The sequence below is a fragment of the Pseudomonas sp. GV047 genome, assembly GCF_003058245.1.
GTDB lineage: Bacteria > Pseudomonadota > Gammaproteobacteria > Pseudomonadales > Pseudomonadaceae > Aquipseudomonas > Aquipseudomonas marginalis.
The window spans coordinates 412,497-430,427 of record NZ_QCWA01000001.1; the positions used below are offsets into that span (position 1 = coordinate 412,497).

General features: G+C 62.9%; 16 protein-coding genes and 1 pseudogene. 8 read left to right on the forward strand and 9 right to left on the reverse strand.

Features of this window, described 5'->3' with window-relative positions; all coding sequences use genetic code 11:
• Nucleotides 1-4: 4 nt before the first annotated feature.
• Nucleotides 5-295, reverse strand: a pseudogene (locus C8K58_RS02025) (thioredoxin family protein); the annotation flags it as partial.
• 75 nt (nucleotides 296-370) lie between these two features.
• Nucleotides 371-619 carry a hypothetical protein gene (locus tag C8K58_RS02030; protein ID WP_027608634.1) on the reverse strand — a complete coding sequence of 83 codons (249 nt, stop codon included), beginning with the start codon at nucleotides 617-619 and terminating at the stop codon, nucleotides 371-373.
• A 332-nt stretch (nucleotides 620-951) separates the two neighbouring features.
• Here C8K58_RS02030 and C8K58_RS02035 point away from each other — a divergent pair, with 332 nt between their 5' ends.
• The 8 genes from C8K58_RS02035 (at nucleotide 952) to C8K58_RS02070 (ending at nucleotide 7,447) form a co-directional block, all read left to right on the forward strand.
• The gene (locus tag C8K58_RS02035; protein WP_027608633.1) at nucleotides 952-1,800 is read left to right on the forward strand and encodes a transporter substrate-binding domain-containing protein; all 849 of its coding nucleotides are present in this window, start codon (nucleotides 952-954) and stop codon (nucleotides 1,798-1,800) included.
• 52 nt (nucleotides 1,801-1,852) lie between these two features.
• Nucleotides 1,853-2,515: an amino acid ABC transporter permease gene (locus C8K58_RS02040; RefSeq protein ID WP_027608632.1), complete on the forward strand. Its 663-nt coding sequence runs from the start codon at nucleotides 1,853-1,855 to the stop codon at nucleotides 2,513-2,515.
• Nucleotides 2,516-2,526: 11 nt separating this feature from the next.
• Complete coding sequence (locus C8K58_RS02045; RefSeq protein WP_065941973.1) at nucleotides 2,527-3,189, forward strand: amino acid ABC transporter permease; 663 nt, start codon at nucleotides 2,527-2,529, stop codon at nucleotides 3,187-3,189.
• Nucleotides 3,186-3,968, forward strand: coding sequence for an amino acid ABC transporter ATP-binding protein (locus tag C8K58_RS02050; RefSeq protein ID WP_027608630.1), 783 nt, complete (start codon nucleotides 3,186-3,188; stop codon nucleotides 3,966-3,968). The genes C8K58_RS02045 and C8K58_RS02050 overlap by 4 nt, the downstream gene beginning before the upstream one ends.
• 16 nt (nucleotides 3,969-3,984) lie before the next feature.
• A complete protein-coding gene (locus C8K58_RS02055) occupies nucleotides 3,985-4,374 on the forward strand; it encodes a RidA family protein (protein WP_012723821.1) in 390 nt (129 codons plus the stop codon).
• A gap of 168 nt (nucleotides 4,375-4,542) precedes the next feature.
• Complete coding sequence (locus C8K58_RS02060; protein ID WP_065942123.1) at nucleotides 4,543-5,307, forward strand: IclR family transcriptional regulator; 765 nt, start codon at nucleotides 4,543-4,545, stop codon at nucleotides 5,305-5,307.
• A 9-nt stretch (nucleotides 5,308-5,316) separates the two neighbouring features.
• Nucleotides 5,317-6,525 carry an amino acid deaminase gene (locus C8K58_RS02065; protein ID WP_108572842.1) on the forward strand — a complete coding sequence of 403 codons (1,209 nt, stop codon included), beginning with the start codon at nucleotides 5,317-5,319 and terminating at the stop codon, nucleotides 6,523-6,525.
• Between the two features lie 10 nt (nucleotides 6,526-6,535).
• Entirely contained in the window at nucleotides 6,536-7,447 is a 912-nt protein-coding gene (locus C8K58_RS02070) for a sugar kinase (RefSeq protein ID WP_108572844.1), read from the forward strand.
• 81 nt (nucleotides 7,448-7,528) lie between these two features.
• Here C8K58_RS02070 and C8K58_RS02075 read toward each other — a convergent pair whose 3' ends face one another.
• The 7 genes from C8K58_RS02075 to C8K58_RS02105 form a co-directional block, all read right to left on the reverse strand.
• The gene (locus C8K58_RS02075) at nucleotides 7,529-7,804 is read right to left on the reverse strand and encodes a peptidylprolyl isomerase (protein ID WP_010564624.1); all 276 of its coding nucleotides are present in this window, start codon (nucleotides 7,802-7,804) and stop codon (nucleotides 7,529-7,531) included.
• A gap of 31 nt (nucleotides 7,805-7,835) precedes the next feature.
• Nucleotides 7,836-10,343: a PAS domain-containing protein gene (locus C8K58_RS02080; protein ID WP_108572846.1), complete on the reverse strand. Its 2,508-nt coding sequence runs from the start codon at nucleotides 10,341-10,343 to the stop codon at nucleotides 7,836-7,838.
• Between the two features lie 134 nt (nucleotides 10,344-10,477).
• On the reverse strand, nucleotides 10,478-12,436 hold the full coding sequence (locus C8K58_RS02085; protein WP_108572848.1) for an acetoacetate--CoA ligase: 1,959 nt from the start codon (nucleotides 12,434-12,436) through the stop codon (nucleotides 10,478-10,480).
• Between the two features lie 61 nt (nucleotides 12,437-12,497).
• Nucleotides 12,498-13,271, reverse strand: a complete 774-nt coding sequence (locus C8K58_RS02090; RefSeq protein WP_027608624.1) for a 3-hydroxybutyrate dehydrogenase — start codon at nucleotides 13,269-13,271, stop codon at nucleotides 12,498-12,500.
• A gap of 7 nt (nucleotides 13,272-13,278) precedes the next feature.
• The gene (locus C8K58_RS02095) at nucleotides 13,279-14,670 is read right to left on the reverse strand and encodes a GntP family permease (protein WP_027608623.1); all 1,392 of its coding nucleotides are present in this window, start codon (nucleotides 14,668-14,670) and stop codon (nucleotides 13,279-13,281) included.
• Between the two features lie 293 nt (nucleotides 14,671-14,963).
• On the reverse strand, nucleotides 14,964-16,355 hold the full coding sequence (locus C8K58_RS02100; protein WP_108572850.1) for a sigma-54-dependent Fis family transcriptional regulator: 1,392 nt from the start codon (nucleotides 16,353-16,355) through the stop codon (nucleotides 14,964-14,966).
• On the reverse strand, nucleotides 16,352-17,926 hold the full coding sequence (locus C8K58_RS02105; RefSeq protein WP_027608621.1) for an ABC transporter ATP-binding protein: 1,575 nt from the start codon (nucleotides 17,924-17,926) through the stop codon (nucleotides 16,352-16,354). The genes C8K58_RS02100 and C8K58_RS02105 overlap by 4 nt, the downstream gene beginning before the upstream one ends.
• Nucleotides 17,927-17,931: the final 5 nt, after the last annotated feature.

A 17,931-nucleotide genomic window follows, 5' to 3' on the forward strand; every position in this document is an offset into this window, starting at 1 on the left:
ACTGCGCTTGCTGCTCCTCGGGTCCGAAACCCTTGAATGTTTCCATCAAGGTGCCGTTCTGGAAGATCAGCAGCGTCGGGGTGCCTGTAACCTGCGGGTGCCTCGGCGTTTTCGCGCAATCGAGCACCAGGCTCACTACTGATCGGTACTGGGCGGCAATCTGCTCAAACAGCGGCCCGGCTACCCCGCAGGCCGGGCAGTGAGCTGAGATGAACAGCATGAATACCGGGCGCGAACTGCTCAGCACGCGCCGGTAGTCGTCGGTAGTGGCAATGGTCGCAGTGGCAATCCCCATGATGATCTCCCTTTGGGCCTTGCAGGGTTTTTGCCAACGCTAAGCCCGGGGACCGTTACCGTCTACTGTCAACCTTCACAGGTCTGCCTCACGCTCCACACGTTCCCGGGCCTTGCGCGCCTGGTTTGCGCACTTGCGGTATTCCTCATTGTCCCGGGAGGCCTTGGCCCGGCGATAGTCGTGGTGGTTCTGGCTGGTGTAGTTGGTGTCGAAGGCTTCCTTGAGCCTGCGCAGTTCTTCCTTGCAGTCGCGGCGGTCGTTGCTGGCCGACGCGTTGCCGGCTGCCAGCAAGGTGAGCACCACCAGGGTAAGACATGACTTCATCAGGGCAGGGTCCTTGTCGGCAGGGATGTGCCAAGGCTAGTCCAGCGTGGGGATTTTTCCACGCTGCACGCGCACTGCAACGGTGCGCGGTAACGCTGTTGCAGTGCGTCCGCCGGGACCTGTCACCGCCATATGGGGCCCTGAGTAGCAAAGAGATTGCAGATGCTGGCGTAGCGCCTTGTCTCCCCAAAATATTTATCTATCTGATTTAACAAGCCTTTATTGCAGGCATGTTTTTCTTTGAGGGCGTGTGGCACACTTTCTGCTGTCTATTCCGTTGTTACATACTAAGTTCCGGTATAGCGGAATACACAACTCCTGGAGTGCTTGTCATGCATCACCGACCTTCCGTGTTCAAAGCGTGTGTTTTTCTCTTCGCCGCATCGGCTTCCCTCGCAGGCATCGTGCAGGCGGCGGACAGCAAGCTCGATGATGTGCTCAAGCGTGGGCACCTGATCGTGGGTACAGGCAGTACCAATGCGCCGTGGCACTTCCAGGGAGCGGATGGCAAGTTGCAGGGGTTTGATATCGACATCGGCCGCATTGTGGCCAAGGGCTTGTTCAACGACCCGAGCAAGGTCGAGTTTGTGGTGCAGTCGTCCGACGCACGCATTCCCAACCTGCTGACCGACAAGGTCGACATGAGCTGCCAGTTCATCACCGTCACCGCCAGCCGTGCCCAGCAAGTGGCGTTCACGCTGCCGTACTACCGCGAAGGCGTGGGCCTGCTGCTGCCGAACAACAGCAAGTACAAGGAAATCGAAGACCTGCAGGCGGCGGGCGATGGCGTCACCGTGGCGGTGCTGCAGAACGTGTATGCCGAAGAGCTGGTGCACCAGGCGCTGCCCAAGGCCAAGGTCGACCAGTACGACAGCGTCGACCTGATGTACCAGGCGGTGAACTCCGGTCGCGCCGATGCCGCCGCCACCGACCAGTCCTCGGTCAAGTACCTGATGGTGCAGAACCCCGGCCGCTACCGCAGCCCGGCCTACGCCTGGAGCCCGCAGACCTACGCGTGCGCGGTCAAGCGTGGCGACCAGGACTGGCTGAACTTCGTCAACACCGCGCTGCATGAGGCCATGACCGGTGTGGAATTCCCCACCTACAAGGCGTCGTTCAAGCAGTGGTTCGGTGTGGACCTGCCGGAACCTGCCATCGGCTTTCCCGTCGAGTTCAAGTGATTCGTGAAAACCGGGGCGCCGCCAACGGCGCCCCCATCAGGTACTGCTGACCATGAACTATCAGTTGAACTTTGCCGCCGTGTGGCGCGATTTCGACACCTTGCTGGCGGGGCTCGGCCTGGGCCTGCAACTGGCATTGCTGTCGATCGCCATCGGTTGCGTGATCGGCCTGTTGATGGCGTTTGCCATGCTGTCCAGACACCGTGCGTTGCGAATCCTGGCCTCGGTGTATGTGACGGTGATCCGCAATACGCCGATCCTGGTGCTGATCCTGTTGATCTACTTTGCGTTGCCCAGCCTGGGTATCCGCCTGGACAAGATCCCGTCGTTCATCATCACCCTGTCGCTGTACGCCGGTGCCTACCTGACCGAAGTGTTCCGCGCCGGGCTGTTGAATATTCCCAAGGGCTTGCGCGAAGCCGGACTGGCCATCGGCCTCGGCGAATGGCGGATTCGTGCGTATATCACCGTACCGGTGATGCTGCGCAACGTACTGCCCGCGCTGTCGAACAACTTTATCTCGCTGTTCAAGGACACCTCGCTGGCCGCCGCCATCGCAGTGCCCGAGCTGACCTATTACGCCCGCAAGATCAACGTCGAAAGCTACCGGGTGATTGAAACCTGGCTGGTCACGACCGCGCTCTACGTGGCGGCCTGTTACCTCATTGCCATGCTGCTCCGTTACCTGGAGCAGCGTCTCGCGATCCGTCGTTAAGGAGGGTGTCCATGTACGAGTCCCCCAGCTGGCTGCATGAGTTGTGGATCGCCCGGGATACGCTCTGGGCGGGGTTTCAGGCCAGTGTCGCGGTGTCGGCGCTGGCGATTATCTTTGGCACGCTGATCGGTATCGTCGCCGGGTTGATCCTGACCTACGGCAAATTCTGGATGCGCGCACCGTTTCGCCTGTATGTCGACCTGATCCGTGGCACGCCGGTGTTTGTGCTGGTGTTGGCGTGTTTCTACATGCTGCCGGCGCTTGGCTGGAAAATCACCGCGTTCCAGGCCGGCGCCGTCGGGCTCACGCTGTTCTGCGGCTCCCACGTCTCGGAAATCGTGCGCGGTGCACTGCAAGCCATTCCCCGTGGGCAGTTGGAAGCAGGCAAGGCGATTGGGCTGACATTCCGGCAGTCCCTGGCCTACGTGCTGCTGCCCCAGGCGCTGCGGCAGATCCTGCCGACCTGGGTCAATTCCTCGACGGAAATCGTCAAGGCCTCGACCTTGCTCTCGGTGATCGGCGTGGCCGAATTGCTGCTGAGTACCCAGCAAGTGATCGCGCGTACCTTCATGACCCTGGAGTTCTACCTGTTCGCCGGGTTTCTGTTCTTTGTCATCAACTACGCCATCGAGTTATTCGGGCGCTACATTGAAAAGCGGGTGGCCTTGCCATGAACCAACCTCAAACAACCGAGCCGCTGCTGGACATCCGCGGCCTGCGTAAACAATACGGCGAGGTCGAAGTGCTCAAGGGCGTCGACCTGTCCATGGCGCGCGGCAACGTGGTGACGTTGATCGGCTCCAGCGGCTCGGGCAAGACCACCTTGCTGCGTTGCGTCAACCTGCTGGAAGAATTCCAGGGCGGGCAGATCACCCTGGATGGCGAGTCCATCGGCTACAGCGACATCGGCGGCAAGCGCGTGCGTCACCCCGAACGCGTGATCGCCCAGCACCGGGCGATGACCGGCATGGCGTTCCAGCAGTTCAACCTGTTTCCCCATCTGAGCGCATTGCAGAACGTCACCCTCGGCCTGTTGAAAGTTAAGAAAATGCCTAAGGACGAGGCGGTGGCACTCGCGGAAAAATGGTTGGACCGTGTAGGACTTTTGCAGCGCCGCGATCACTTCCCCGGCCAGCTGTCCGGCGGCCAGCAACAGCGTGTGGCTATAGCCCGTGCCATTGCCATGAACCCGAGCCTGATGCTCTTCGACGAAGTCACGTCGGCCCTCGACCCGGAACTGGTGGGCGAGGTGCTCAGTGTGATCAAGGGCCTGGCGGAAGAGGGCATGACCATGTTGCTGGTCACCCACGAAATGCGCTTTGCCTATGAAGTCTCGGACAAGATCGTCTTCATGAACCAGGGCCGGATTGAAGAGCAGGGCTCGTCGAAGGACATCTTCGAGCGGCCGCAATCGCCGCGCCTGGCGGAATTTCTCAAGAACATTCGTTTTTAATCAGGAGCATCGTTTTATGAGCATCACTCGTTACGGAGCCGGCAGTACGGCCGGCGGTGGCCAGCCGCGTCCCTTCGCCCGCGCGGTGGAAGCGGACGGTTGGCTGTACGTCTCGGGCCAAGTGCCTGCGGTGGACGGCGAAATCATCACCGGCGGGATCATCGAGCAAACCCGGCAGACCCTGCGCAATGTGGTGGCGATCCTCGAAGAAGCCGGCTACGAGTTGAAAGACGTGGTGCGGGTCGGCGTGTGGCTGGAAGACCCGCGGGACTTCTGGAGTTTCAACAAGGTCTTCGGCGAATACTTCACCCCGGAACACGCGCCGGCGCGCGCCTGTGTGCAGGCCAACATGATGGTGGACTGCAAGGTCGAGATTGATTGCGTGGCCTACAAGAAAAAGGGCTAAATTGCCCCACTCTTAAGCCCACTGCAAATCCAATGTGGGAGGGGGCTTGCCCCCGATGGCGGTGAGTCAGTCACAAATGCATGTGCTGACACTCCCTCATCGGGGGCAAGCCCCCTCCCACAGGAGAATTGTGTCGTACCCAACAACTTCGACCGGACCGATATCGCCATGACCGAAGACACCATCAAACGCCGCGCCAAAGGCCTGGACCGTGCATTCGATATCCTCGATTTTCTCAAGGAAATCGGCCAGCCCCTGCGCCCGAATGATATTGCCAGTGGCATCGGCAGCCCCAAATCCACGGTCTACGAATTGGTCGCCTCCTTGTTGGAGCGGCGCATCCTCGAAACCGTGGGCAAGGACGGTCACGTCTACCTCGGCCGTCAGTTGTATTTCCTCGGCCAGGCCCACTTGCGTCATTTCGACCTGACCCGCGAGGCCGACCACGCGTTGCAGGAGATCGTCAGCCAAACCCACGAAACCGCGCAGATGTGCCTGCTCAACGGGCGCAAATACACGGTGGCGCTGATGCGCGAAGGCGAGCGGCATTTCCGTATTTCCTCGGACATCGGTGAAGACGCGCCGATCCCATGGACCGCCTCCGGACGCCTGTTGCTGGGGCACTTGAGCGACCAGCAGATCATCGACCTGATCGACCACGACGACTTTATCCTGCCGGACGGCCAGCGCCTGCCGCTGGAGACCTTCCTCGCGCAAATCCGCCAGGCCACCCTCGATGGGTTCTTTTCCTTCGACAGTGTGGCCGACACCTTTACCCACTGCTTTGCCGCCCCGGTCCGGGACGCGCAGGGCGTCAGCATTGCGACGCTGTGCATCGTCGCCCCTCGGGCCGATGCGAGCAAAAACTACAACGACTATCGCCGGGTGTTGATCGACAGCGCCAACAACCTGGCCCGTCGCATCAACGAATAGGAGTTTTCCATGTCAGCCATCAATGCCGTTGAAAAGGGCGCCGCCGCCGTCGGTGCCCACCTGGTCCGTGACGTCAGCCTGCCCGCCCTGGTGCTGCACCGCGACGCCCTGGAACACAACATTCGCTGGATGCAGGATTTCGTCAGCAACAGCGGCGCGGAACTGGCGCCCCACGGCAAGACCAGCATGATGCCGGCATTGTTCCAGCGCCAGCTTGCCGCGGGCGCCTGGGGCATTACCCTGGCCAACGCGGTGCAGACCCGCGCCGCCTATGCCGGTGGCGTGCGCCGGGTGCTGATGGCCAACCAGTTGGTGGGCGCACCGAACATGGCGTTGATCGCCGACCTGCTGGCCGACAAGGATTTTGACTTCCACTGCATGGTCGACCACCCGGACAACGTCGCCGACCTGGGCCTGTTCTTCGCCGCCCGTGGCCTGCGCCTGAACGTGATGATCGAATACGGCGTGGTCGGCGGCCGTTGCGGTTGCCGCAGCGAGCAGGAAGTGCGCGACCTGGCCAAGGCGATCAAGGCCCAGCCGGCCCTGGCCCTCACCGGTATCGAAGGCTACGAAGGGGTGATCCACGGCGAGCACGCCATCAATGGCATCCGCGACTTCGCCGCGAGCCTGGTGCGCCTGGCCGTGGACCTGCAAAACAATGGGGCCTTCGACCTGCCCAAGCCCATTATCACGGCGTCTGGGTCGGCCTGGTACGACCTGATCGCCGAGTCCTTCGAAACCCAAAACGCCGCCGGCCGTTTCCTCAGCGTATTGCGCCCCGGCAGCTACGTGGCCCACGACCATGGCATCTACAAAGAGGCGCAATGCTGCGTGCTCGACCGTCGCAGCGACCTCCAGGAAGGCCTGCGCCCGGCCCTGGAAGTCTGGGCCCATGTGCAATCGTTGCCTGAGCCGGGCTTTGCGGTGATCGCCCTGGGCAAGCGCGACGTGGCCTACGACGCCGGTTTACCGGTGCCGCTTAAACGCTATCGCGCCGGGATCCTGCCGGCGGAAGGCGATGATGTGAGCGCCTGCACCGTCACCGCCGTGATGGACCAGCACGCCTTCATGACCGTTGCGGCAGGTGTCGAGCTGCGCATCGGCGACATCATTTCCTTCGGCACCTCGCACCCTTGCCTGACCTTCGACAAGTGGCAGGTCGGCTGCCTGGTGGATGAGCAGTTGCGGGTGATCGAGTCCCTGGAAACCCGTTTCTGAGTGTAAAGCCATGACCACCACCCACCCCCGCATCGCCCTGATCGGCGAATGCATGATCGAATTGCAACACCGCGCCGACGGCAGCCTGCAACAGAGCTTCGGCGGCGACACCCTGAACGCGGCGGTGTACCTGCGCCGTGAGCTGGGGGATATCGGCACGGTGGACTATGTCACCGCCTTGGGCGATGACAGCTTCAGCGACGCCATGTGTGCGCACTGGGCCGAAGAAGGCTTGGGCCTGGAGCGGGTCCAGCGCCTGCCCGGGCGTTTGCCCGGCTTGTACTGCATCCAGACCGATGCCAACGGCGAGCGCAAATTCCTCTACTGGCGCAACGAAGCGGCCGTGCGCGACTGCTTTACCACGCCGGCGGCTGCGCCGATCCTGGCGGCATTGCCGGACTACAACGTGGTGTATTTCAGCGGCATTACCCTGGCGGTGCTGGGTGAAGTCGGGCGCCAGCGCCTGCTCGAAGTGCTGATCGAAACCCGCCGACGTGGCGGCGCAGTGGTGTTTGACAACAACTACCGGCCACGGCTCTGGGCCACGGTGGACGTTGCCCGCGAGGCTTATCGCAGCGTACTGGCCGAGGTGGATATCGCCTTGCTGACCGAGGATGACGAACGCGCGTTGTTTGGTTATGCCGACAGCGAACAGGTATTCGCGGCGTACCCGGCGATTGCGGAAGTGGTGCTCAAGCGCGGTGCGGATGCGTGTTTGATCCGTTGCGACGGTGAGCGCCTTGCCGTGCCGGCGCTGAAGGTGGAGAAGGTGGTGGACACTACGGCGGCGGGGGATTCGTTCAGTGCGGCGTACCTGGCCAGTCGGCTCAAGGGCGGTTCGCCCCAGGAGGCTGCTTTGGCCGGGCATCGATTGGCGAGCCGGGTTATCCAGGTGCCGGGGGCGCTGATCCCCAGGGAGTAGATGAATGGCCGCCTGCGGCGGATCGGGAGCAAACCCCTGTGGGAGGGGGCTTGCCCCCGATAGCGGTCTTAAGCCAAAGCCTCAATCCCGGTAAAACACCTGCACCAGGTGATACCCGAACTTGCTCTTGATCGGCCCGTGCACCACCTTCACCGGTTTCTTGAAGATCACCGCATCGATCACCCCGACCATCTGCCCCGGCCGCACTTCACCCAAGTCGCCGCCGCGCTTGCCGGACGGGCACGTGGAGTACTTCTTGGCCAGCACATCAAAGGCTTCGCCCTTGGCAATGCGCTGCTTGAGCTGTTCGGCTTCTTCGCTGGTTTTCACCAGGATATGGCGGGCTTGGGCTTTCATCGGTCTCTACCAGGTGTGCGACGGCGCGCGATTATGCCTGAACTGAATCATCGACGCTGATCATGCTGCGGATTTTGGTCGCCAGCAGGTCGATGGAAAACGGCTTGGCGACCATGTCCATGCCGTCCTCCAGGAAGCCCTGGCGTTCGGCGGCTTTCTCCGCGTAGCCGGTCATGAACAGCACCTTGAGCCCCGGCCGATGCTGGCGGGCGATCTCCGCCAGTTGGCGGCCGTTCATGCCGGGCAGGCCGACGTCTGTCACCAGCAGGTCCACGCGCAAGTCCGACTCCAGCAACGGCAGCGCCGCACGGGCATCCGCCGCCTGGTGCGCGGTATAACCCAGCTCGTCGAGCACATTGACCACCAGCATGCGCACCGCCGGGTCATCCTCGACCACCACCACCGCTTCGCCGGCAAGGGCCAGCGGGACTTCGCCCGGATGGGCGGGCTGGCTGCTTTCCAGGGAGGTGCCGTGCAGGCGCGGCAGATACAGGCGCACGCAGGTGCCCTGGCCCGGTTCGCTCTGGATGGTCACGTGGCCACCGGACTGCTGGGCAAACCCATAGATCATCGACAGCCCCAGGCCGGTGCCCTGGCCGATGGGCTTGGTGGTGAAGAACGGGTCGAACGCCTTGGCGAGAATCTTCGGTGCCATGCCGCTGCCGTTGTCACACACGCCGAGCATCACGTAGTCGCCGGCCCTGACTGGTTCGAGGGTGGTGATATCGGTGCCGTCCAGGTAGCTGTTGGCGGTTTCGATCAGCAGTTCGCCGCCATCGGGCATGGCGTCGCGTGCGTTGATTACCAGGTTGAGCAGGGCGTTTTCCAGTTGGCTGGCGTCGGTGTTGACCGGCCAGATGTCGCGGCCCAGTTGCACCTTGAGCGTGATATGCGCGCCCTTGGTGCGCTGGAACAGCTCCTCCAGGGACGCTACCAACTGGTTCGGATCCAGCGGGCGAAGGTCCAGCGACTGGCGCCGTGAAAACGCCAGCAGACGGTGGGTGAGGGCGGCCGCGCGATGGGCCGAGGACACGGCGGCGTCGGTAAAGCGGCCGATCTCGTCGCTGCGCCCGGCGGCGATGTAGCGCTGCATCAGGTCCAGGCTGCCGATGATGCCGGTGAGCATATTATTGAAGTCGTGGGCGATACCGCCGGTGAGCTGGCCCACCGCTTCCATCTTCTGCGCATGGCGCAGGGCATCTTCGGCGCGCTCGCGCTCGAACATCTCGTTTTGCAGGCGTTCGTTGGCTTCGGCCAGCGCCTGGGTGCGCTGGGCCACGCGCTCCTCGAGGTTCTCGTTGAGGTGGCGCAGGGCTTCTTCGGTGAGTTTGCGTTCGGTTTCATCGATGACAAAGATGTAGAAACCGTTCACCGAGCCGTCATTGCTGAAGCGTGGCAGGTATTTCATCAACGCATGGCGCGGGCGGCCATCGCGATGGGGGGTGACGGTCATGAAACTGCAGGCCTTGCCCCTGAGCGCAGCGGCGATCTTGTCCTTGCGCCCGGCGTACACGTCGTCGCCGAGCACTTCGCGGATGGTCTTGCCGTACAGCTCCTGGGGCGTCAGGCCGTACCAGTCGAGGTAGGCACTGTTGTTCAGGCGAAAACGCTGCTCGTGGTCGACGTAGCCGATCAGCACCGGCATGGCGTTGATGATCAACTGCAGTTCGGTCTGGCTCTGGCGCAGGGCCTGCTCGGTATTTTTGCGCTCGGTGAGGTCCAGTGCCGCGCCGAGGAAGCGCGCGGGGCGGCCTTGATGATCCTTGTAGCAACGCCCCCGGGCGAACACCCAGCGCACCTGGCCGTCGGCTTGTTGCAGGCGATATTCCTCGGCGTATTCAGTGCCGTAGGTGATGCAATGCTTGATGCTGCGCGCCACCATGCCGCGATCTTCGGGATGTACACCTTGCAGGTAGTCGCTGATCGGCAACCGGCTGGCGTCGCTTGGATCAACCCCGTGCAGGTAGGCGAAGTGCGCGTCGGCGATAAAGCGGTCTTCGCCAATGTCCCAGTCCCAGGTGCCCACCGCATCGGTGGCGGCCAGGGCCAGTTGCAGGCGTTGTTCGGTGTTGTGCTGGGCCTTGCGCCGTTCGTTGGTTTCGATGGCCGTGACCAGGATGCCGGCCACATTGGCGCTTTCATCGCGGATCGGGCTGTAGGTCAGGTCCAGCCAGATTTCGGTGTCGCGATTGTTGCGTTGCAGGACAAAACGCTGCTCGCTGAAGGTGCGCACCTGGCCGGTCAGCACGGCGTCGTAGATCGGCGCAGTGAAGCTTTCGAGTTCCGGCCAGGTCTGGTGCGCCGGCTGGCCCATGGCGTCCGGGTGTTTATTGCCCGCCAGCAGGGCGAAGCCGTCGTTGTAGAGTTGGGTGAGTTCGCTGCCCCACAGCAGGAGCATCGGCATCGGAGAGTGGATGACGATGTCCACGGCTGTGCGCAGGCTTTGCGGCCAATCATTGGCCTCACCGAGGGGGCTGTGCGCCCAGTCCAGCCGCGCAATCAATGCAGCGGCTTCGCTGCCGGTGGTTGTTCCCTTCATAAAAAGCCCTGAGCGTAACGCTTTGAAAAATGACAACACCCATTATCCCGTGGGACACCGATGGGTGACTACCCTCGAAAAATAGCATGCATTGAGGGTTTGTCTTCAAATGAGTGCGGCAGGGCTGAAACCTTTCATCTTTCCGCCAGTTCGGGGCGGTCGCGAAATTGCTCCAGGGCCTGCGGGTTGGCCAGTGCGTCGGTATTCTTCACCGGCTCGCCGTGCACCACGTTGCGCACCGCCAGTTCGACGATCTTGCCGCTGATGGTGCGGGGGATATCGCTGACGGCGAGGATCTTCGCCGGCACATGGCGCGGCGTAGTGTTGGCGCGGATCACCTGGCGGATCTGCTGCGCCAGGGCCTCATTCAGTTCGATGCCGTCATCCAGGCGCACAAACAGCACCACCCGCACATCGTCCTGCCAGCGTTGGCCGATGGCCAGGCTTTCCAGCACCTGCGGGACTTTTTCCACCTGGCGATAAATCTCCGCGGTGCCGATGCGCACGCCGCCGGGGTTGAGCACTGCGTCGGAGCGGCCGTGAATCAGCAGGCTGCCGTTGGGGCGTTGCTCGGCGTAGTCGCCCTGGGCCCACACGCCGGGAAACTGGCTGAAATACGAGGCGCGCAGCTTCTTCTGGTGCGGGTCGTTCCACAAGCCGATGGGCATCGCCGGGAAGTGCCGGGTGCACACCAGCTCGCCTTTTTCCCCGACCAACGGTTGGCCCTGGTCGTCCCACACCTCGATGGCCATCGCCAGGCTCTTGCATTGCATTTCCCCGCGCCGCACCGGCAGCACCGGATTGCCGATCACAAAGCAGGAGACGATATCGGTGCCACCGGACATCGATGACAGGCACAACTCGGCCTTGATCTCGCGGTACACGTAGTCGTAGCTCTGGGGCGACAAGGGCGAGCCGGTCGAAATCAGGCCCTTGAGGCTGCCCAGGTCGTGGCTCAGGCGCGGTTGCAGCCCGGCCTTTTCCAGGGTGGCGAGGAACTTGGGGCTGGTGCCGAACACGCTGATCTTTTCCGCGTCGATCAGGTCGATCAAGCGTTCCGGGCCGGGGTGAAACGGCGAGCCGTCATACAGCACCGCCGTGGCCCCGATCGCCAGCACCGAGACCAGCCAGTTCCACATCATCCAGCCGCAGGTGGTGTAGTAGAACAGGCAATCCTCGCGGGAGATATCCGCGTGCAGGCCGTGTTCCTTGAGGTGGGTGAGCAGCACGCCGCCGGTGCCGTGGATGATGCATTTGGGCACGCCGGTGGTGCCGCTGGAATAGAGGATATACAGCGGATGGTCGAACGGCACCGCGACGAATTCAGGCGCGCCGCCGGGTTGGTAGAAGTCGTTCCACAGGGCGACGCGGGCCTGGGTCTGATAGTCCTCGACGCAGGCCTGGGGCCGTGCATACGGGACGATGATCAATTGTTCCAGGGACGGCAGGCGTTCGAGGATTTCATTGAGCTTGACGCTTTGGTCGATGGTTTTACCGGCGTAGCGGTAGCCGGCGCAGGTGATCAGCACCTTGGGCTCGATCTGGCCGAAGCGGTCGATGACGCCTTGGGTGCCGAAGTCTGGCGAGGAGCATGACCAGATCGCGCCGAGGCTGGTGGTGGCCAGCATGCCGACCAGGGTTTGCCAGGTGTTGGGCATGCAGGCGGCGACCCGGTCACCGCGGCCGACACCGGCCGCCCGCAGGCTGTCCTGCAGGCCGGCGACGTGGGCGGCCAGTTCGGCGTAGGTCAGTTGTTCGCGCTGGCCGTCTTCGCTGATCGCGACCACCGCCGGGTGATCGTCGCGGCGGCGCAACAGGTGTTCGGCAAAATTCAGGGTCGCGCCGGGAAACCACTGGGCGCTGGGCATCTCGACGTCTTCGATCAGCACTGCACTGGGCGGGCTGCGAAACTGCACATCGAAGAACGTGACGATCGCCTGCCAGAAGTCCGGGCGCTGGTCGATGCTCCACTGGTGCAGGGCCGGATAGTCGCTGAGCTGCACGCCGTGGCGATCATTGATAAAGCGCCGGAACTGGTCCATTCGCGTGGTGCGGATGCGTTCGGGGGAAGGTTGCCAGAGGATTTCGGACATCAGCACGGTCTCTTGTTCTTATGCAGGTTTTCCAAACTATAGCGTTCTAATGTGTCTGGCCTTATTGGGCCAGCCAGCCGCCATCAATGTTCCACGCCGCCCCCCGCACCTGGGCACCAGCCTCGCTGCACAAGAACAGCACCAGCTCTCCCAGCTGCGACGGCGTCACGAACTCCAGGGACGGCTGTTTCTCCGCCAGCAGATCATGTTGCGCCTGCTGCGGATCGACGCCGTTGGCCACGCGATCATCAATCTGCTTCTGCACCAGCGGCGTCAGCACCCAGCCGGGGCAGATCGCGTTGCAGGTCACGTTGCTGGTGGCGGTCTCCAGGCCCACCACCTTGGTCAAGCCGATCACGCCGTGCTTGGCTGCCACATAAGCGGCCTTGCCCACCGAGCCGACCTGGCCGTGCACCGAGGCGATGTTGACGATACGCCCCCAGCCCTTGGCCTTCATGCCCGGCAGGCTCAAGCGCGTGCTGTGGAACACCGAGGACAGGTTGATCGCGATGATCGCGTCCCAGCGTTCCACCGGGAAGTCCTCCACCGCCGCCACATGCTGGATGCCGGCGTTGTTCACCAGGATGTCGACACCGCCGAACTCACGCTCGGCGTAGGTCAGCATGTCGGCAATCTGCGCCGGGTCGCTGACGTCCGCCGGGTGATGGCCGACCTTGCCGCCAAACGCCTGCACCTGGGCGACCACCGCGCTGGCGTCGCCGAAGCCGTTGAGGATCAGGTTGGCACCGGCCTTGGCCAGGCTCAGGGCGATACCCAGGCCGATGCCGCTGGTGGAACCGGTGACCAGGGCGGTCTTGCCGTTCAATCTCGTCATGAAAACCTCACACAATGCCGGTGGCGTAGAAAGTACCGATCACCACGAACACCGCGAGGGTCTTGATGATCGTGATGCCGAAAATGTCCTTGTAGGCTTCGCGGTGGGTCAGGCCGGTCACCGCCAGCAGGGTGATCACCGCGCCGTTGTGGGGCAGGGTGTCCATGCCGCCGCTGGCCATGGCCGCGACCCGGTGCAGCACTTCAAGGGGAATATTGGCCGCATGGGCCGCCGCAATAAAGCTCTCGGACATGGCCGCCAGGGCGATGCTCATGCCACCGGACGCGGATCCGGTGATACCGGCCAGCAGGGTCACGGTAATCGCTTCGTTGACCAGCGGGTTGGGGATGCCCTTGAGCCAGTCCGCCAGCACCAGGAAGCCCGGCAGCGAAGCGATCACCGCGCCGAAACCATATTCGGAAGCGGTGTTCATCGCCGCCAGCAATGCGCCGCTGACCGCGCTCTTGCTGCCGTCGGCGAGCTTACTTTTGATCGCCGACCAGCCGAATACCAGCACCATGATGATGCCCACCAGCAACGCCGCCTGCACCGCCCAGATCGCCGTGAGCTTGGCGATTTCGGTGGTCACCGGTGCGCTCATGCCCGGCAGGCTGAGGCTGTGGGTCTTGCCATACCATTGTGGGATCCAATGGGTGAACAGCAGGTTCATCACGCCCACCAGGATCAGCGGCGACAGTGCGATCCACGGGTTGGGCAGCGTGAGGTTCTCGGCGGTTTCCGGCTCGTTGCGCAGCTCGGTGCCGTAGCCTTCACCGGCGCGCTGGGCCTTGTTGCGCTGGCGCGCCAGGTAGAGCATGCCGGCGCAGAACACGAAAATCGTGCCGATCAGCCCCAGCCACGGCGCCGCCCAGGCGGTGGTGTTGAAGAAGGTGCTGGGGATGATGTTCTGGATCTGCGGCGTGCCGGGCAGGGCGTCCATGGTGAACGAGAACGCACCGAGGGCGATGGTCGCCGGGATCAGGCGCTTGGGGATATTGCTCTGGCGGAACATCTCCGCCGCAAACGGGTACACCGCAAACACCACCACAAACAGCGACACGCCGCCGTAGGTGAGCAGGGCGCAGACCAGCACGATCACCAGCATCGCCTGGCGCGTGCCGAGCAAACGGATCGCCGCCGCCACGATAGAACGCGAGAAACCCGACAGCTCGATCAGCTTGCCGAACACCGCACCGAGCAGGAATACGGGGAAATACAGTTTGATAAAGCCGACCATTTTCTCCATGAACACCCCGGTAAAGGCAGGGGCGACAGCGGACGGGTCGGTGAGCAGCACGGCGCCGAGGGCGGCGATGGGGGCAAACAGGATAACGCTATAGCCACGGTAGGCAGCCAGCATCAGCAACGCGAGCGCTGCCAGGGCAATGATCACACTCATGGTGTGTCTCCATCGGATTGTTATTGTTGTGGGTGAAGCAGTGGGGAGGGCTATAGCGAGATGTGTGCCATATTTTCAAGTTATTGAAATATATGGATATTTTTTAATTTCTTTCGAGTGTTTTTGAATGCTGTCTCTATTTGGAGACAAATGAAGATCAAATGTGGGAGGGGGCTTGCCCCCGATAGCGGTGCATCAGCCAGCATATGTGTTGACTGACCTAATGCTATCGGGGGCAAGCCCCCTCCCACAGGGAATGTCTTTGTATGGAGAATTTGGTCTCTATTTTGAGACTAGGCGATACCCAGTGCCACCATCTTCTTGTACAACGTCGATCGCCCCAGCCCCAATCGCTTGGCCGCCTCCACCACATTCCCGTCACACGCCTCGAGCGCCGCCGCAATCACCTGCCGATCAAACCGCTCCCGCGCCGCCGCAAACGTCTCGCCCTCAACCGTGTCCACCGCACCGCGTTCCACCGGGCTGAACGTGCCAATCGCCGCACGAATGTCCCCAGCGTTCAACACCAGGTCATCGCTCAGCAACGCCGCGCGCTCCAGCACGTTGCGCAGTTCGCGGATGTTCCCCGGCCACGCATGCTGTGCCAACAGCGCCAGGGCCTCGCGGTCCAGTTCATGCTGGCTGCGCAGTTCCTCGAGGATCGCTTCGCTCAGCGCCGGAATGTCCTCCAGCCGCTCACGCAGCGGCGGCACCTGGATCGGCAATACGTTCAGGCGGTAATACAGGTCCGCACGGAACTCACCGCGCTTGATCGCCGCTTCCAGGTCCATGGAGGTGGCCGCGATCACCCGCACATCGCTGTGCAGCATTTCGTTGGAACCCACCGGTTCGAATTCCTTTTCCTGCAACACCCGCAGCAGCTTGCTTTGCAGCGGCAGCGGCATATCGCCGATTTCATCGAGGAACAGCGTGCCGCCCTGGGCAATCTGGAATTTACCCGGGCGGCCCTTGCGATCGGCACCGGTAAAGGCGCCCGGCGCGGTGCCGAAGAACTCGGCTTCCAGCAGGTCATGGGGAATCGCCGCGCTGTTGATGCTGACAAACGCCTTGTGCGCCCGCGGTGAGGCGCCGTGGATCGCCTGGGCGAGCAATTCCTTGCCGGTGCCGGTCTCGCCCAGCAGCAGCACCGGTGACTCGGCGCTTGCGCTGCGCCGGGCACGGCGTTTGACTTCCAGGCTGGCGGCGCTGGTGCCGATAAAGTGCGCGAAGTTGTATTTGCTCTGGCGTGAGCGCAGCAACGAGCGGGTGGAGGCCAGTTCCTGCTGCATGCTCAGGTAGCGTTCGATCAGTGGCGACAGGTTGCGCAGCTCATCGAACAAGGCAAAGCCAATCGCACCGATCACTGCACCGGCGTCGTTGTGGATCGGCAGGCGCATCACCACCAACGGGCCTTTGGGGGTGTCCTGGATGTCCAGCAGAATCGGCCGGTCGGTGCGCACCACCTGGCGCAACAGGCTGTTGGAAATCACCTGCTCGCACGGCTGGCCGATGGCTTCATCGGCACTCTTGAGGCCGAAGCGCTTGGCGTAGCGCTCGTTCATCCAGACGATATTGGCGTCGCGGTCGACAATCACCGTGCCTTCGCTGGACTGCTCGATGATCTCGAACAGCGACTGGATCGCCAGGCCGCGAACCTGTTGGTAGTCCGTCAGGCTGGTACTCATGACGACAGCCCGCCGGCCGCCGCCAGGAGTTCTTTGGTATACGGGTGCTGCGGTGCTTCGAAAACGTCATGGCTCGGCCCGCGCTCGACCACCTTGCCGTCCTTGATCACGATCATGTCATGGGCCATGGCGCGCACCACGGCGAGGTCATGGCTGATAAACAGGTAGGTCAGGCCGTACTTTTCCTGCAATTCACGCAGCAACGCTACGACCTGCTTCTGCACCGTACGGTCCAGTGCCGAGGTCGGTTCATCCAGCAGCATCAGCGCCGGCTTGAGCACCAGCGCGCGGGCGATGGCGATGCGTTGGCGCTGGCCGCCGGAAAACTCATGGGGGAAGCGATGGCGGCTGGCGGGGTCGAGGCCCACGTCCTTGAGCACCTGGATCACTTGCGCATCGCGGTCGGCCAGGCTGCACGGCGCATGCACCTCCAGGCCTTCGCTGATGATCTGCTGCACCGACATGCGTGGGCTGAGGCTGCCGTAGGGGTCTTGGAAGACCACTTGCATCTGCTTGCGCCACGGGCGCATCTGCTTGTGGTTGAGCGGGTCGAGGGCCTCGCCCTGGAAGCGGATGCTGCCGGTGGAATCCAGCAGGCGCAGGATCGCCTGGCCGAGGGTGGACTTGCCCGAACCGGACTCGCCGACAATCCCCAGGGTCTTGCCGCGCTGCACGCTGAGGCTGATGCCATCCACCGCGCGCAGGTAGGTCTTGCGCCGGAACAGGCCGCCGCCCAGTGGGAATTGCACGCTCAGGTCGTGCACGTCCAGCACGGTCTCCCGTGGCTCGCTGCACAGCACATCGCCGGACGGCTCGGCGTCCAGCAGCAGGCGGCTGTAGGGGTGTTGGGGGGCCGTGAACAAGGTCTCGCAGTCAGCCTGCTCGACAATTTCGCCGGCACGCATCACGCACACCCGCTGGGCAATGCTGCGCACCAGGTTGAGGTCATGGCTGATCAGCAGCAGCGACATGCCCAGGCGGTGTTGCAGGGACTTGAGCAGCAGCAGGATCTTGCGCTGCACGGTCACGTCGAGGGCGGTGGTGGGCTCGTCGGCGATCAACAGCTCCGGCTCACAGGCCAGGGCCATGGCGATCATCACCCGTTGGCGCTGGCCCCCGGAGAGTTGGTGCGGATAGGCCTTGAGGCGTTCCTGGGGTTTCTGGATGCCCACCAACTGCAGCAACTCGAGGATGCGCGCCTGCGCCGCCTTGCCGCCCAGGCCCTTGTGCAGCAGCAAGGTTTCGCCGATCTGTTTTTCGATGCTGTGCAGCGGGTTGAGGGAGGTCATCGGCTCCTGGAAGATCATCGCAATGCGGTTGCCGCGCAGTTTCTGCAAGGTCGATGCCGAGGCGCCGACCAGTTCCTGGCCGCGATATTTCACGGAGCCACGGGTGTCGGTGCCGGCTTCGGGCAACAGTTGCAAGATTGAGTGCGCCGTCACCGACTTGCCGGAGCCGGACTCACCCACCAGCGCCAGGCACTCGCCGGGACGGACGTCCAGGCTCAGGTTGCGTACCACGGTCTGGCCGCTGAAGGCGACGCTGAGGTCGCGGATTTCGATCAGGTTCATACGCA

Bases quoted from the DNA above. Each gene is read 5' to 3' on its own strand.
- C8K58_RS02030 (WP_027608634.1), bottom strand. From the start codon at position 619: ATGAAGTCATGTCTTACCCTGGTGGTGCTCACCTTGCTGGCAGCCGGC.
- C8K58_RS02035 (WP_027608633.1), top strand. From the start codon at position 952: ATGCATCACCGACCTTCCGTGTTCAAAGCGTGTGTTTTTCTCTTCGCC.
- C8K58_RS02040 (WP_027608632.1), top strand. From the start codon at position 1,853: ATGAACTATCAGTTGAACTTTGCCGCCGTGTGGCGCGATTTCGACACC.
- C8K58_RS02045 (WP_065941973.1), top strand. From the start codon at position 2,527: ATGTACGAGTCCCCCAGCTGGCTGCATGAGTTGTGGATCGCCCGGGAT.
- C8K58_RS02050 (WP_027608630.1), top strand. From the start codon at position 3,186: ATGAACCAACCTCAAACAACCGAGCCGCTGCTGGACATCCGCGGCCTG.
- C8K58_RS02055 (WP_012723821.1), top strand. From the start codon at position 3,985: ATGAGCATCACTCGTTACGGAGCCGGCAGTACGGCCGGCGGTGGCCAG.
- C8K58_RS02060 (WP_065942123.1), top strand. From the start codon at position 4,543: ATGACCGAAGACACCATCAAACGCCGCGCCAAAGGCCTGGACCGTGCA.
- C8K58_RS02065 (WP_108572842.1), top strand. From the start codon at position 5,317: ATGTCAGCCATCAATGCCGTTGAAAAGGGCGCCGCCGCCGTCGGTGCC.
- C8K58_RS02070 (WP_108572844.1), top strand. From the start codon at position 6,536: ATGACCACCACCCACCCCCGCATCGCCCTGATCGGCGAATGCATGATC.
- C8K58_RS02075 (WP_010564624.1), bottom strand. From the start codon at position 7,804: ATGAAAGCCCAAGCCCGCCATATCCTGGTGAAAACCAGCGAAGAAGCC.
- C8K58_RS02080 (WP_108572846.1), bottom strand. From the start codon at position 10,343: ATGAAGGGAACAACCACCGGCAGCGAAGCCGCTGCATTGATTGCGCGG.
- C8K58_RS02085 (WP_108572848.1), bottom strand. From the start codon at position 12,436: ATGTCCGAAATCCTCTGGCAACCTTCCCCCGAACGCATCCGCACCACG.
- C8K58_RS02090 (WP_027608624.1), bottom strand. From the start codon at position 13,271: ATGACGAGATTGAACGGCAAGACCGCCCTGGTCACCGGTTCCACCAGC.
- C8K58_RS02095 (WP_027608623.1), bottom strand. From the start codon at position 14,670: ATGAGTGTGATCATTGCCCTGGCAGCGCTCGCGTTGCTGATGCTGGCT.
- C8K58_RS02100 (WP_108572850.1), bottom strand. From the start codon at position 16,355: ATGAGTACCAGCCTGACGGACTACCAACAGGTTCGCGGCCTGGCGATC.
- C8K58_RS02105 (WP_027608621.1), bottom strand. From the start codon at position 17,926: ATGAACCTGATCGAAATCCGCGACCTCAGCGTCGCCTTCAGCGGCCAG.